This is a genomic window from Ensifer oleiphilus, from assembly GCF_013371465.1.
Lineage (GTDB): Bacteria > Pseudomonadota > Alphaproteobacteria > Rhizobiales > Rhizobiaceae > Ensifer > Ensifer oleiphilus.
This window is the reverse complement of record NZ_JABWDU010000004.1, coordinates 137,042-149,942: the sequence shown is the minus strand read 5'-3', so window position 1 is coordinate 149,942 and position 12,901 is coordinate 137,042. Positions and strand designations below refer to the sequence as shown.

Below are 12,901 nucleotides of genomic sequence, written 5' to 3'. Positions count from 1 at the left end.
ATGCAGCCTTCGAACAGGGATTGAGCTGGGAGGAACGGATGAGGCCGGAGAAACTCGACGAGGCGACGATCGCGGAGAATTTGCACAAGATGGAAGGGTGGGTCAGGGCCGAAGACGGCGCCTCCATCTGGAAGGCTTTTCGCTTCAAGAATTTCGTCGAGGCCTTCGGCTTCATGACGGAGATGGCGATCGTTGCCGAAAAGCTCGATCACCACCCGGAATGGTTCAATGTCTACAATCGCGTCGACGTCACGCTGACGACGCACGACGCCAGCGGCCTGACGGATCTCGACTTCAAGCTGGCCACCAGAATGGACAAGGCGGCCGCCGGTCGCATGCCCGACCATTTGAAATAACGCCGGCACGTCCCATATTGTGAGCGTTGCAACATCGGAAAGAGGCGATGGACGACGTAAAGATTGGTGAAATTCTCCTGCCCGGCGAAGAGTCCGAACAGGAGCGCAGGGAAAAGCGCGTCAAGCGACGTTTCTGGCCGACCTTCCGCCGCGCCGCCCGGCAGATACCGTTCAGCCGCGAACTCGTCGCCGCCTATTACTGCGCCATCGACCCAAAGACGCCGACGCGCACACGCGGCATCCTGTTGGCGGCGCTCGCCTATTTCGTGCTGCCACTCGACTTCCTTCCCGATTTCCTCGCCGTCGTCGGCTTTTCCGATGACGTCGCGGTTCTGACCGCCGCCTTCGCCGCCATCAGTGGGCAGATCAAGGAAACCCACTACCTCAAGGCCGACGAAACCCTGGCCGACAATCCCGGGGAATGACCGCGGAAAACGCGGCCCATCCGCATGGCCGCCGTATTCCTGCCCAAAAGTCAAACTCTTGCCCGAATCTTTGTGGCATAGACATTTCGGGGCAGCGCACGTCGAAGCGTCTTGGTTGAGGCGAAACGCTGTCTGGAATGGCTTGTGGCAGGAAACCATCCGCAAGAGCGATCCGAGGCGGCGAATAGTCGACGCCTAGGGAGTGCTTCGAAAATCAACGGACGGCGGATCTGCGGATGCTGGAGCGAAGCCCAGAAATGCTTCGTTTCGGGGCTGAAACCAGCGGATTTTGGCCCTCGTTGACGGTTTGGTAACCTGAATTAAGTCACAACAAATGAAATCATGACTACGCGTCGCCCGTCTGACCTGTTTCGGGTGATCGAAAAGCAAGAAAAGCGGCAGGACCTCATGTTTGTAAGAAAGATCGCAACCGCAATCGCACTCGTTCTGGCAACCGCCAGCATGGCTGCCGCCCAGTCTCCCACGCGCATCCAGCAGTTCAACGCCTGGGGCGCCTATTCCTACAATTCCGGCGGCGGCAAGGTCTGCTACGTGCTGTCGGTGCCGAAGGAAAAGAGCCCTGCTGGCGTCGACCACGGCGACATCTTCTTCCTCGTTTCCCAGCGCCCGGGCCAGAACATCAGCTACGAGCCGCAGGCGATGATGGGCTATCCGCTGCAGGAGAACTCCAAGGTCAACGTCGTCATCGACGGCCGCACCTTCGTGATGTTCACCAAGGGCAACTCCGCCTGGGTCGAGAACGCCGCCGAAGAGCCGGCGCTCGTCGCGGCGATGAAGTCCGGCAAGGCGATGTCGGTCAACGCCAAGTCGCGCAAGGGCACCACGACCACCTACGCCTATTCGCTGTCGGGCATCTCGGCTGCGCTGAAGCAGATCGAAGCCTGCAAGTAAGCTTTCGCCCCTGAGGCAAAGTGGAAGGCCGGCGCCCGACGCCGGCCTTTTTGCATTCAGGATCGACTGCGCGTGACTCCGGGCCAAAACAATGCTACAGCCCCGGAAAATTCAGAGCCCCCGCGCCCCATTGGCCGCGCTTGAAGGCTCGACCGATTTCAATTCGAGCATCAGGACAATCTCCGGACCCTTCTCCGGACGGGCGTTTTCTGTACGACAGGACACCAGAGCATGGCAGCCACTGAAATCTTGAACCGGGTGGATACCGTCAGGGCACCGCAGGCGCGCATCGCGCCGCAGGCCGAAAAGCCTTCGCTGATCGGGCTCTTGCGCGAGGACATGGCCAAGGTCTTGGTCGAAAAAGGCGTTCCCGAGCGTCAGGTGAAGATGCGCGTCAGCCAGCTCTGGCATTGGCTCTATGTGCGCGGCGTTTCCGATTTCGACGAGATGCTGAACGTCTCCAAGGACATGCGCGAGATGCTGAAGCAGCATTTCACCATCGCCCGGCCCGAGATCGTCGAGGAGCAGACCTCCGGCGATGGCACCCGCAAGTGGCTGCTGCGCTTTCCTGCCCGTGGCGCCGGCCGCCCGGTCGAGATCGAAACGGTCTACATTCCCGAGGAAGGCCGCGGCACGCTGTGCATCTCCAGCCAGGTCGGCTGCACGCTCACCTGTTCCTTCTGTCACACCGGCACGCAGAAGCTGGTGCGCAACCTGACGGCTGAGGAAATCCTGGCGCAGCTGCTTCTGGCACGCGACCGGCTCGGCGATTTCCCCGAGCGGGACACACCCCAGGGCGCGATCGTGCCGGCCGAAGGCCGCAAGATCACCAACATAGTCATGATGGGCATGGGTGAGCCGCTCTACAATTTCGAAGAGGTGAAGACCGCCCTTCTGATCGCCTCCGACGGCGAGGGCCTGTCGCTCTCCAAGCGCCGCATCACGCTGTCGACCTCCGGCATCGTGCCTGAAATCTTGAGGACCGGCGAAGAGATCGGCGTCATGCTGGCGATCTCGCTGCACGCCGTGCGCGACGACCTGCGCGACATGCTGGTGCCGATCAACAAGAAGTATCCGCTGAAGGAACTGATGGACGCCTGCCGCGCCTACCCGGGCCTGTCGAACGCCCGCCGCATCACCTTCGAATATGTGATGCTGAAGGACGTCAACGACAGCCTCGAGGATGCCAAGGAGCTGATCAAGCTCTTGAAGGGCGTGCCGGCGAAGATCAACCTCATCCCGTTCAACCCGTGGCCGGGCACCAACTACCAGTGTTCCGACTGGGAGCAGATCGAGAAATTTGCCGATTTCATCAACCAGGCGGGCTACGCCTCGCCGATCCGCACGCCGCGCGGCCGCGATATCCTTGCCGCCTGCGGTCAGCTGAAGTCCGAATCCGAGCGCATGCGCAAGGTCGACCGTCTCGCCTTCGAAGCGATGATGATCGCCAATCACGGCGAGGACTGAGGGAAGAGGCAGATGCGGCGCGGTTTTCCGCCCGCATCTCCCGTTTCACGCATCGGACGAGATTGCGACGCCCGCGGATTGTGTGGATCCGCGCCTCCGCAACCGTAGGCATGCCGTGATCGATGAAGAACTTTGATGAATGATGCAATTCCTATCGATTGATTTCATGGCCCCGGTTTCCTAAGAAAGCGGGCAATCAATCCAGGAGGAAACCCATGCGCTCACTTCTCATCGCCCTTGCCGCCACGGTGGCATTTACCCTGCCCGCACGCGCCGATGAGGTGACTGTCGCCGTAACCGCGATCGTCGAGCATCCGGCTCTCGACGCAGCCCGCGACGGCGTGAAGGACGCGCTGAAGGCCGCCGGCTACAAGGAAGGCGAGAACCTCAAGTTCCTCTACGAGTCGGCCCAGGGCAATCCGGCAACCGCTGCGCAGATCGCCCGCCAGTTCGCCGGCGAAGCGCCTAACGTCATCGTTCCGATCTCCACCCCCTCGGCCCAGGCAGTCGTCTCCTCGACGCGCGACATCCCCGTCGTCTTCACCGCCGTGTCCGACCCGATCGGCGCACAGCTGGTCAAGGACATGGACAAGCCGGGCGGCAACGTCACCGGCCTTTCCGACATGTCGCCGGTTGCCGAACACGTGGCGCTGATCAAGGAGATCCTGCCGAACGTCAAGTCGATCGGCTACCTCTACAACTCCGGCGAAGCCAACTCCGTATCGCTTCTGGCGGTGCTGAAGACCGAAGCGGAAAAGGCCGGCCTGACTGTGGTCGAGTCCGCCGCGACGAAGTCGGCCGAAGTCCAGGGTGCTGCCCGCGCGCTCGTTGGCCGTGCCGACGCGATCTACGTTCCAACCGACAACACCATCATCTCCGCGCTCGAAGGTGCGGTTGCCGTGGCCGAGGAAGCCAAGCTGCCGCTCTTCACCGCCGACACGGATTCGGTCTCGCGCGGCTCGCTCGCAGCCCTCGGCTTCAACTACTACGACGTCGGCAAGCAGACCGGCGAAATCGTCGTTCGCATCCTCAAGGGCGAAAACCCGGGTGATATCGCCGTCAAGGTTGCCGCCGGTTCCGACCTGGTGATCAACAAGAAGGCCGCCGAAAAGATGGGCGTCACCCTTCCGGAAAGTGTCGTCAAGCGCGCCACACGCGTTGTAGAATAAGGCTTCGAGCCTTTTCAGGTTCAAGTTTATTGCGTTTTGGCCGCCCTCGTTCCATACGAGGGCGGTTCGTTATTGGAGCACCGTGTTTCCCTCGGGGTGCACGGCGCTGTAGAGTTTGAAGCTGCGCCGACGCCGGATCTTCGGGCGTCCTGCGCAAACCGGGGACGCCGCGCCGATATAAAAAGCTTGAAGCGCGCGGCAGGAAAAAGAGGGTCGGGGATTTGAGTCAAATCGCTTTATGGGGCGCCGTCGAGCTGGGGCTGGTCTACGCCTTCGTGGCCATCGGCGTCTTTCTCGCATTCCGGGTTCTTGATTTCCCTGACCTGACGGTCGACGGTTCGTTCCCGCTCGGTGCTGCGGTCACCGCCGTGCTGATCATCGCCGGCGTCAACCCTTGGATCGCCGCCGGCGTCGCCATGGTGGCGGGTGCTGCCGCCGGCATCGTCACGGCGATGCTCAATGTGCGCTTCAAGATCCTCAATCTGCTCGCCTCGATCCTGACGATGATCGCGCTGTTCTCGGTCAATCTGCGCGTGATGGGCAAACCCAACGTCGCGCTGATCAATGCCGATACGATGCTTTCGCCCTTCTTCGGCCTGGGGCTTCGCGAGTTCTACGTTCGCCCGCTGTTCATCGGTGTGCTCGTGCTCGTGGCCGTCATCGTCGTCTGGCGCTTCCTCGAAAGCGATGCCGGCCTTGCGATGCGGGCAACCGGCGCCAATGCGCGCATGGCGCGCGCGCAGGGCGTCGACACCAACAAGCAGATCTACCTCGGCATGGCGATCTCCAACGCACTCGTCGCCTTCGGCGGCGCGCTGTTTGCCCAGACAAACGGCTTTGCCGACGTTACTTCCGGGGTCGGCACCATCGTCGTCGGCCTTGCCGCCGTCATCATCGGCGAGACGCTGCTCGGCGCCCGCGGCATCCTGATCGCGCTGATCGGCTGCGTGCTCGGCTCGATCCTTTACCGCATCGCCATCCAGCTGGCGCTGTCGACCGACATGCTCGGCCTGCAGGCCTCGGATCTCAATTTCGTCACCGCGGTGCTCGTGACCTTCGCTCTCGTCCTTCCCCGTCTTCGTCGCGGAGGTGCGGCATGATCAGCGTCAAGAACATCCAGGTCGTCTTCGGCAAGGGAACGCCGCTGCAGAAGCAGGCGCTGAACGGCGTCGACCTGACGATCGAGCAAGGCTCCTTCGTCACCGTCATCGGCTCCAACGGCGCCGGCAAGTCGACGCTGCTCGGCGTTCTCGCCGGCGACGTGCTGCCGAGTGCGGGCCAGGTGACGATCGGCAAGACCGACGTCACCCGAAAGGGCACCGCCGCTCGCGCCGGGCTCGTCGCCCGCGTGTTCCAGGATCCACTGACCGGAAGCTGCGGTGCACTTTCGATCGAAGAAAACCTGGCGCTTGCCGCCAAGCGCGGCGAAGCGCGGGGCCTGATGGCAGCGCTTGGCCCGAAGCGCCGCGAGCATTTCCGCGAGCGCATCGCCGAACTCAATCTCGGCCTCGAAAACCGCATGGGCGACCGCATGGACCTGCTTTCGGGCGGCCAGCGCCAGGCGGTCTCGCTGGTTATGGCGACGCTTGCCGGCTCAGAAGTGCTGCTGCTCGACGAGCATACCGCAGCTCTCGACCCTGGGATGGCCGAGTTCGTCATGAACCTAACGCAGAAGATCGTCTCCGAGCGCAAGCTGACGACGATGATGGTCACCCACTCGATGCGCCAGGCGCTCGACTACGGCCACCGCACCGTCATGCTGCATGGCGGCGAGATTGTGCTCGACGTCGCCGGCGACAGCCGCAAGGAACTGCAGGTCGAGGACCTCATCGCCATGTTCCGCCGCATCCGCGGCCAGACGCTCGACGACGACGCGCTTTTGATCGGCTGATCGCGTCGGCCGCGGGCGGCGTCGGAGCTTGCCCCTCATCTGCCTGCAGGCATCTTCTCCCCGTCACGACGGGGAGAAGAGACACGTGGCGATCACTCAGCCCTCTCCGGCCAGTGACGTAGGTTGCCCACCCAAAGACCGTTTCACACTTCTCCAGACGATGTTTCAGCAACGGCCGATGTCGGACAACGATGCGGCAAACGCTCTTCTCCCCGCGCGCGGGGAGAAGTTGCCGGCAGGCAGATGAGGGGCTAACCGTCCGATACGCCTTACCGCGCCGTCGTCATGAAGATCTTCGCGGCAAACACCGAGAAGACGCCGGCAAAGCTGTAGTCGAGCGCCCGCATGAAACCCTTGTTGCGCTGCAGCCAGGAGGACAGCCAGTCGGCGGTAAACACCACCAGCATGTTCACCGGCATGCCGATGACGATGAACAGCGCACCCAGAAACAGAAGCTTGCCCGTCACCGACGCATCGTTGGCACTGACGAACTGCGGCAGGAAGGTCATGAAGAAGATGATGACCTTGGGATTGAGCAGGTTCACCCAGAAACCCGACGAGATGTTGGAAAGAGCCGTACCGCCGGCGCCATCCACCTTCCTGACCGTAAGCGTCGATCCGTGGCGGATCGCCTGAACGGCGAGCCAGAGCAGATAGGCGGCGCCGCCGGTCTTCAACACCAGAAATGCCGTCGGCGAGGCCGTGATCAACGCCGAGATACCGAAGGCGACCAGCAGCGTGTGGACGACGATGCCGAAGCTCGTCCCCAGCACCACGAACAGGGCTGCCTTCTTGCCCTGCGACAGCGCACGGCTGATCGAAAGTGTCATGTCGGGCCCGGGCGTTGCGGCAAGCAGAAGCGTGGCGGCAGCAAAGCCGAACAGCGTTGGCAGGCTGGGAAGAAAGTCCATGTGTGCGATCCCCGGGGTCACTCGGTCGCCCCTCGTATTCCGGCACCTCGGCTTTTGCCAGCGGATTCGACCGATGCCGTGTTCTTCCGCTTGAATCCAGGCGTGTTCTGGATAAAGTGCCGCAGAATTTCCAAGGCGGCGCGCCGCCCTCTCCCAAGACCAGACGGACGGAAACCATGGCATCGCATAAAGACGTGAAAAAGGTCGTTCTCGCCTATTCGGGCGGTCTCGACACCTCGATCATCCTGAAGTGGCTGCAGACCGAACTCGGCGCCGAAGTCGTGACGTTTACGGCCGACCTCGGCCAGGGCGAAGAACTGGAGCCGGCGCGCAAGAAGGCCGAGATGCTCGGCATCAAGGAAATCTACGTCGAGGACGTGCGCGAAGAGTTCGTCCGCGATTTCGTCTTCCCGATGTTCCGCGCCAATGCCGTCTATGAGGGCGTCTATCTGCTCGGCACCTCCATCGCCCGCCCGCTGATTTCCAAGCACCTGATCGACATCGCCAAGAAGACCGGCGCCGACGCGATCGCCCATGGCGCCACCGGCAAGGGCAACGACCAGGTTCGCTTCGAGCTGTCGGCCTATGCGTTGAACCCCGACATCAAGATCATCGCGCCCTGGCGCGACTGGTCGTTCAAGAGCCGCACCGACCTGCTCGAATTTGCCGAAAAGCACCAGATCCCGGTCGCCAAGGACAAGAAGGGCGAGGCGCCGTTCTCCGTCGACGCCAACCTGTTGCACTCCTCGTCCGAGGGCAAGGTTCTGGAAGATCCGTCGCAGGAAGCGCCCGAGTACGTGCACATGCGCACGATTTCGCCGGAAGCGGCTCCCGACAAGGCGACCGTCATCAAGGTCGGTTTCGAGCGCGGCGACGCCGTCTCGATCAACGGCGTGCGCCTGTCGCCGGCAAATCTGCTGGCCAAGCTCAACGACTATGGCCGCGACAACGGCATCGGCCGCCTCGACCTGGTCGAAAACCGTTTCGTCGGCATGAAGTCGCGCGGCGTCTACGAGACCCCCGGCGGCACGATCCTGCTGTCGGCGCACCGCGCGATCGAATCGATCACGCTCGACCGAGGTGCCGCCCACCTCAAGGACGAGCTGATGCCGCGTTATGCCGAGCTGATCTACTACGGCTTCTGGTTCTCGCCGGAACGCGAGATGCTGCAGGCGGCGATCGACCGCAGCCAGGAGCATGTCGAAGGCGAAGTGACGCTGAAGCTCTACAAGGGCAACGTGATGGTCACCGGCCGCGAAAGCCCGAAGTCGCTCTATTCCGACAAGCTGGTCACCTTCGAGGACGACCAGGGCGCCTATGACCAGAAGGATGCCGCCGGCTTCATCAAACTCAACGCGCTGCGCCTGCGCACGCTGGCTGCGCGCAACCGCTAAACTGCGAGAGCCCAAAAACAAAGCCTCCGCGACCCGCGTCGCGGAGGCTTTTTCATGTGCCTTTGCAACCAGTCGACCGTTGTTACTCAGCCGCTTCCGGCAAGGCCTGCTTGCCATCTGCCGGCACCGCCAATGACATCAGCCGCACGGTGCGCCTGTACCAGAGATAGCTGAGCACGCAGAGAAGGCCGAAGCTCGGAATGATCGTGCCGAGTGCCAGCACCGGGACACCCACGGCAGCGGCGATGGCCCCGCCGAGCAGACCGGAGCCCATCTGGACGAAGCCCATCATCGCCGATGCCGTGCCGGCGATCTCCGGAAAGGGTGCCATGGCCGCGGTCATCATATAAGGCATGACGAAGGCGATGCCGAAGGCATAGACGCCGATCGGCAGCATGACCGAAAGGAAGCTCGGCGGAAGCGCGTGCATGGTGTAGGCGAGCACGAGGCTGGCCAAACCGATGAAGACGAGGCCCGCCGGCACCAGTGCCTGCGGCGTGAAGCGGCGCATCAGCAGGCGCACCACCACCGTTCCCGAAAAGAAGAGACCCGATTGCATCAGCATGCCGACGCCGAACTCCGTCGGCGTCAGCCCGACTTCGTTGATAAGCACGAAGGGCAGCATCGTCGCCCAGGCATAGAGCGCGCCGACCGCCCCGGCGATGACGAGCGTCGAGGAAATGAAACGGCTGTCGCTCACCAACCTGCGATAGGCGGCAAGGATCGGCTTCAGGTGCCCCTTGGCCGGATCGGGTGCCGCCGTCTCAGCCATGAAGAACTGCACGGTAATACAAGCCATGGCGGCAAAGCCGAGCATCAGCAGGAAAATCGACTGCCAGCCGAAGAGGCCGAGCGCCAGGCCGCCGAGCGTCGGCGAAACGGCCGGCCCGAGCGCCAGCATCATGCCGATCATGTTCATGATCCTTGCTGCCTGAAGTCCCGTGAACTGGTCGCGCACGATCGCGCGGGCCACCGTCATGCCGACGGAAGCGCCGATACCCTGCACCAGGCGGCCCGCAAGCAGCACCGCGACCGAGGGCGCAAAGGCGGCCATCAGGCTGCCTACGAGATAGATCCCCATGAAGATCAGCGTCGCGCGGCGGCGGCCAATGACATCGGAAAGCGTGCCGGAAACGAGCTGGGCAAAGGCAAAGCCGGCGAAATAGAGCGACAGCGTCATCTTGATCGCTGCCTCGCTGGTGGAAAAGGCGCGCACCAGCTCGGGCATGGCCGGCGTATAAAGCGCCATCGAGACCGGGCCGAGGGCCACCAGGAAGGCGCCGATGATGCTGGTGCGCCGTTCGCTCATGCGGCGCGTCATTCCTTCGCACCCTTCTCCTTGCCGGCGACGCAGGGGTCGAGCCGGCGCAGATTTTCACGCAGGATGCGCAGGTTGCCGCGGAGCATCTCGCGCGCCGCCTCGTCGAGCCCAGCCGTATAGGCATTCATCATTTCGCGAAGGCCCGCCATCAGCTCGGAAAGCAACGGATCGGCCTTGTCGGTGATGACGACGTTCTTGGCGCGGCGGTCGGCCGGGTCTGGCAGACGGGCGACAAGCTCCATCGCCTCCAGCCGGTCAAGGTAAGCCGACAGCGTCATCGGCTCTATGCCCATGCGGGTGGCAATTTCCGCCTGCTTGATGCCCTCGGTCAGCGCCACCTGGATCAGCGTGCGGGCCTCGCCGGGCGTAATGCCGAGGTCCATCGCATTGACCTTGCGGTCAAAGGCGCCGCGCAGCAGGCGGGAGACATCGGTCAGCAACATGCCGATGGTTTCGGATTCGAGTTTCGTCGGCATCAGCATCGTTCACAAGAGATATAATAAGCTTTCCTTACCATACTCCTTGCCAACTTTCAACGTGGGAGCCGGCGAGGCTCAGCCCTCGAGCTCCTCGCGCAGCATCTCCAGCTCCAGCCATTCCTCTTCCATCCGCGCGAGATCGCCGCGAAGCTTCTCCAACTCCTGCGCCAGCTTCGCAAACGTGTTCGGATCCTTGGCGAAGAGATTGGGATCGGCCATCCGTTCCTCGCGCTTGGCAGCTTCCGCTTCCGCCTTGGCGATCTCCTTCGGCAGGTTTTCGAGCGCGAATTTCTGCTTGTAGGACAGCTTGCCCTTGGCCTTCGACGTTTCGCCTGCAGGGGCCGCAGCGTCGGACACCTTCGCCTTTTCCGCCTTCTCGGCCTTGCGGCGTTCCTCGATGGCGCCCTTGCGCTGCGCCATCATGTCGGTGTAGCCGCCGGCATATTCGATCCAGCGACCATCAGGCGCTTCCGGATTGCCTGGCGCGATGGTCGAGCTGACGGTGCGGTCGAGGAAGTCACGATCGTGGCTGACGAGAATGACGGTTCCGGCAAATCCGGCAACGACCTCCTGCAGTAGGTCGAGCGTCTCGATATCGAGGTCGTTGGTCGGCTCGTCGAGGATCAAGAGGTTGGTAGCGCGGGCAAGAATGCGCGCCAGCATCAGCCGCGCACGCTCGCCGCCCGAAAGCTCGCGAATGGGCGTGCGGGCCTGCTCCGGCTGGAACAGGAAGTCCTTCATGTAGCCGGTGACATGGCGCTGCTCGCCGTTGACGATCAGGCTTTCGCCGCGCCCGTCGGTCAGGTAATGCGCGAGCGTATCCTCGAGGTTCAGATCCTCGCGCTTCTGGTCGAGCGTCGCCATTTCAAGATTGGTGCCGAGCTTCACCGTGCCGGTATCCGGCTCGATCTGGCCGGTCAGCATCTTCAACAGCGTGGTCTTGCCGGCGCCGTTCGGCCCGACTAGGCCGATCCGGTCGCCGCGATGCACGCGGATCGAAAACGGCGCGACGATCGTGCGATCGCCATAGACCTTGGTGATCTTTTCCGCCTCGATGACCAGCTTGCCCGATTCCTTGGCGTCGGACGCGCTCGCCTGGACGGAGCCCTGCGGCCCCTTATGGCCGCGGTGACGCGAGCGCATGTCCTGCAACTCGCCGAGGCGGCGCATGTTGCGCTTGCGCCTGGCGGTCACGCCGTAACGCAGCCAGTGCTCCTCGCGCTCGATCGCCTTGCCGAGCTTGTGCTGCTCCAGTTCTTCGGCCTCCAGCACCTCGTCGCGCCAGGCCTCGAAATGGCCAAAGCCCCGGTCGAGCCGGCGCGACTGGCCGCGGTCGAGCCAGACCGTCGCGGTCGATACCTTTTCCAGGAACCGCCTGTCGTGCGAGATCAGCACCAGGGCGGAGCGGCTGCGGGTCAACTCGTCTTCGAGCCATTCGATCGTCGGCAGGTCGAGATGGTTGGTCGGCTCGTCGAGCAGAAGAATGTCCGGCTCCGGCGCCATCACCCGGGCAAGAGCTGCACGCCGCGCCTCGCCGCCGGAAAGCCGCGTCGGATCCTCCTCGCCGGTCAGACCCAGATGCTGCAGCAGATAGGCGACACGGTAGGGGTCATCGCTCGGGCCGAGGCCCGATTCGGCATAGGCCTGCACCGTGTCGTAGCCTTCGAAATCCGGCGCCTGCGGCAGGTAGCGCACCGTCGAGGACGGATGGCGGAACACCTCGCCCGATTGCGCCTCGGCAAGACCGGCGGCGATCTTCATCAGCGTCGATTTGCCGGAGCCGTTGCGCCCGACAAGGCAGATGCGGTCTCCCGGCTCCACCTGCAGGTTGGCGCCGGCCAGAAGCGGCGTGCCCCCGTAGGTCAGGAAGATATCGTCGAGTTTCAAAATGGGAGGCGCCAAGGCTCAGGCTCCGGAAAGGTCATAGGGGCGAGCGAGAACGATCGCCCGGCCGGTGTCGAGGGAAATGCGAAGGGGACCCTCCGCAACATTGGAAACGGTTCGGGAGGACCCGAACGGCAAGGTGAAATCGGTGAGCGGGTAACGCGCATTGACGATCGTCAGGCCGAAAAGATCGGTCAGGCCGAGGATCGAGAACAGGCTGCCCTTAGGCAGATCGATATCGATCTCGCCTGCAAGCAACGGATAGGCCTCTTCCTCGCCCGACGTCATGAACACCGGCAACCCGCGCTCGGCGAGCGAAACGGCCTGAAGCAGGTGCAGGAAGGCATGGTCGCTGCGGGACCCGCCGAGCGCACCGGCAAAGATCAGGGCTCCCGCACCGCGCAAAACCGCGGCCTCGACGGCGATTTCACCATCGGTCGCCGCCTTGGCGGCGGGATAGGGTTCGCGCGGGACGCCGGGAAACTCGGCAAGCAGCGTCTCCTCGGTCGAGTCGAAATCGCCGACCCAGACGTCGGGCGTCACCGACAGGGTGCGCGCATGCCGCATGCCGCCATCGGCCGCAACGAAGCGGCTGCCTGCAAGCTGGCGCGCAAGGCGATCGGTGGGGGTGAGCGCACCGCCGAGCAGAATGGTGAAGGTGGATCGGGCCATGGCAAAGCCCATAGCGCAAA

The 12,901-nt window shown here is 63.2% G+C and carries 13 protein-coding genes; 8 read left to right on the top strand and 5 right to left on the bottom strand.

Translation table 11 applies throughout. From position 1 onward, the window contains the following. Positions 1–38 precede the first annotated feature (38 nt). The 7 genes from HT585_RS18270 (at position 39) to HT585_RS18240 (ending at position 6,220) form a co-directional block, all read left to right on the top strand. Positions 39–356: a 4a-hydroxytetrahydrobiopterin dehydratase gene (locus HT585_RS18270; protein WP_115418948.1), complete on the top strand. Its 318-nt coding sequence runs from the start codon at positions 39–41 to the stop codon at positions 354–356. Positions 357–403: 47 nt separating this feature from the next. Further along, positions 404–781: a YkvA family protein gene (locus HT585_RS18265; RefSeq protein WP_176354327.1), complete on the top strand. Its 378-nt coding sequence runs from the start codon at positions 404–406 to the stop codon at positions 779–781. A 408-nt stretch (positions 782–1,189) separates the two neighbouring features. Beyond that, entirely contained in the window at positions 1,190–1,693 is a 504-nt protein-coding gene (locus HT585_RS18260; protein ID WP_112806760.1) for an invasion associated locus B family protein, read from the top strand. A gap of 231 nt (positions 1,694–1,924) precedes the next feature. Continuing rightward, positions 1,925–3,160: a dual-specificity RNA methyltransferase RlmN gene (gene rlmN / locus HT585_RS18255; protein ID WP_176354326.1), complete on the top strand. Its 1,236-nt coding sequence runs from the start codon at positions 1,925–1,927 to the stop codon at positions 3,158–3,160. 215 nt (positions 3,161–3,375) lie between these two features. Further along, positions 3,376–4,329 (top strand): ABC transporter substrate-binding protein, encoded by a 954-nt coding sequence (locus HT585_RS18250; protein WP_077500869.1) that lies wholly within the window; start codon positions 3,376–3,378, stop codon positions 4,327–4,329. Positions 4,330–4,550: 221 nt separating this feature from the next. Then, complete coding sequence (locus HT585_RS18245; RefSeq protein WP_176354325.1) at positions 4,551–5,429, top strand: ABC transporter permease; 879 nt, start codon at positions 4,551–4,553, stop codon at positions 5,427–5,429. After that, a complete protein-coding gene (locus HT585_RS18240) occupies positions 5,426–6,220 on the top strand; it encodes an ABC transporter ATP-binding protein (protein WP_112806617.1) in 795 nt (264 codons plus the stop codon). The genes HT585_RS18245 and HT585_RS18240 overlap by 4 nt, the downstream gene beginning before the upstream one ends. 269 nt (positions 6,221–6,489) lie before the next feature. Here HT585_RS18240 and HT585_RS18235 read toward each other — a convergent pair whose 3' ends face one another. Next, on the bottom strand, positions 6,490–7,131 hold the full coding sequence (locus HT585_RS18235) for a LysE family translocator (RefSeq protein WP_176354324.1): 642 nt from the start codon (positions 7,129–7,131) through the stop codon (positions 6,490–6,492). A 176-nt stretch (positions 7,132–7,307) separates the two neighbouring features. Between HT585_RS18235 and HT585_RS18230 the strand changes: the two genes are divergently transcribed. Further along, complete coding sequence (locus HT585_RS18230) at positions 7,308–8,525, top strand: argininosuccinate synthase (protein ID WP_077500872.1); 1,218 nt, start codon at positions 7,308–7,310, stop codon at positions 8,523–8,525. Positions 8,526–8,607: 82 nt separating this feature from the next. Here HT585_RS18230 and HT585_RS18225 read toward each other — a convergent pair whose 3' ends face one another. The 4 genes from HT585_RS18225 to HT585_RS18210 all read right to left on the bottom strand — a co-directional run bounded on the left by HT585_RS18225 (position 8,608) and on the right by HT585_RS18210 (position 12,881). Further along, positions 8,608–9,846, bottom strand: a complete 1,239-nt coding sequence (locus HT585_RS18225; RefSeq protein WP_176354323.1) for a multidrug effflux MFS transporter — start codon at positions 9,844–9,846, stop codon at positions 8,608–8,610. Continuing rightward, positions 9,843–10,322, bottom strand: coding sequence for a MarR family winged helix-turn-helix transcriptional regulator (locus tag HT585_RS18220; RefSeq protein ID WP_176354322.1), 480 nt, complete (start codon positions 10,320–10,322; stop codon positions 9,843–9,845). Before HT585_RS18220 ends, HT585_RS18225 begins: the two co-directional genes overlap by 4 nt. 78 nt (positions 10,323–10,400) lie before the next feature. Continuing rightward, the gene (locus tag HT585_RS18215; RefSeq protein WP_176354321.1) at positions 10,401–12,227 is read right to left on the bottom strand and encodes an ABC-F family ATP-binding cassette domain-containing protein; all 1,827 of its coding nucleotides are present in this window, start codon (positions 12,225–12,227) and stop codon (positions 10,401–10,403) included. Between the two features lie 3 nt (positions 12,228–12,230). Further along, entirely contained in the window at positions 12,231–12,881 is a 651-nt protein-coding gene (locus HT585_RS18210; RefSeq protein WP_176354320.1) for a thiamine diphosphokinase, read from the bottom strand. Between the last annotated feature and the right edge of the window lie 20 nt (positions 12,882–12,901).

Coding starts and splice junctions, on each gene's coding strand:
- HT585_RS18270 (WP_115418948.1), top strand. CDS start 39: ATGAGGCCGGAGAAACTCGACGAGGCGACGATCGCGGAGAATTTGCAC.
- HT585_RS18265 (WP_176354327.1), top strand. CDS start 404: ATGGACGACGTAAAGATTGGTGAAATTCTCCTGCCCGGCGAAGAGTCC.
- HT585_RS18260 (WP_112806760.1), top strand. CDS start 1,190: ATGTTTGTAAGAAAGATCGCAACCGCAATCGCACTCGTTCTGGCAACC.
- rlmN (WP_176354326.1), top strand. CDS start 1,925: ATGGCAGCCACTGAAATCTTGAACCGGGTGGATACCGTCAGGGCACCG.
- HT585_RS18250 (WP_077500869.1), top strand. CDS start 3,376: ATGCGCTCACTTCTCATCGCCCTTGCCGCCACGGTGGCATTTACCCTG.
- HT585_RS18240 (WP_112806617.1), top strand. CDS start 5,426: ATGATCAGCGTCAAGAACATCCAGGTCGTCTTCGGCAAGGGAACGCCG.
- HT585_RS18235 (WP_176354324.1), bottom strand. CDS start 7,131: ATGGACTTTCTTCCCAGCCTGCCAACGCTGTTCGGCTTTGCTGCCGCC.
- HT585_RS18230 (WP_077500872.1), top strand. CDS start 7,308: ATGGCATCGCATAAAGACGTGAAAAAGGTCGTTCTCGCCTATTCGGGC.
- HT585_RS18225 (WP_176354323.1), bottom strand. CDS start 9,846: ATGACGCGCCGCATGAGCGAACGGCGCACCAGCATCATCGGCGCCTTC.
- HT585_RS18220 (WP_176354322.1), bottom strand. CDS start 10,322: ATGCCGACGAAACTCGAATCCGAAACCATCGGCATGTTGCTGACCGAT.
- HT585_RS18210 (WP_176354320.1), bottom strand. CDS start 12,881: ATGGCCCGATCCACCTTCACCATTCTGCTCGGCGGTGCGCTCACCCCC.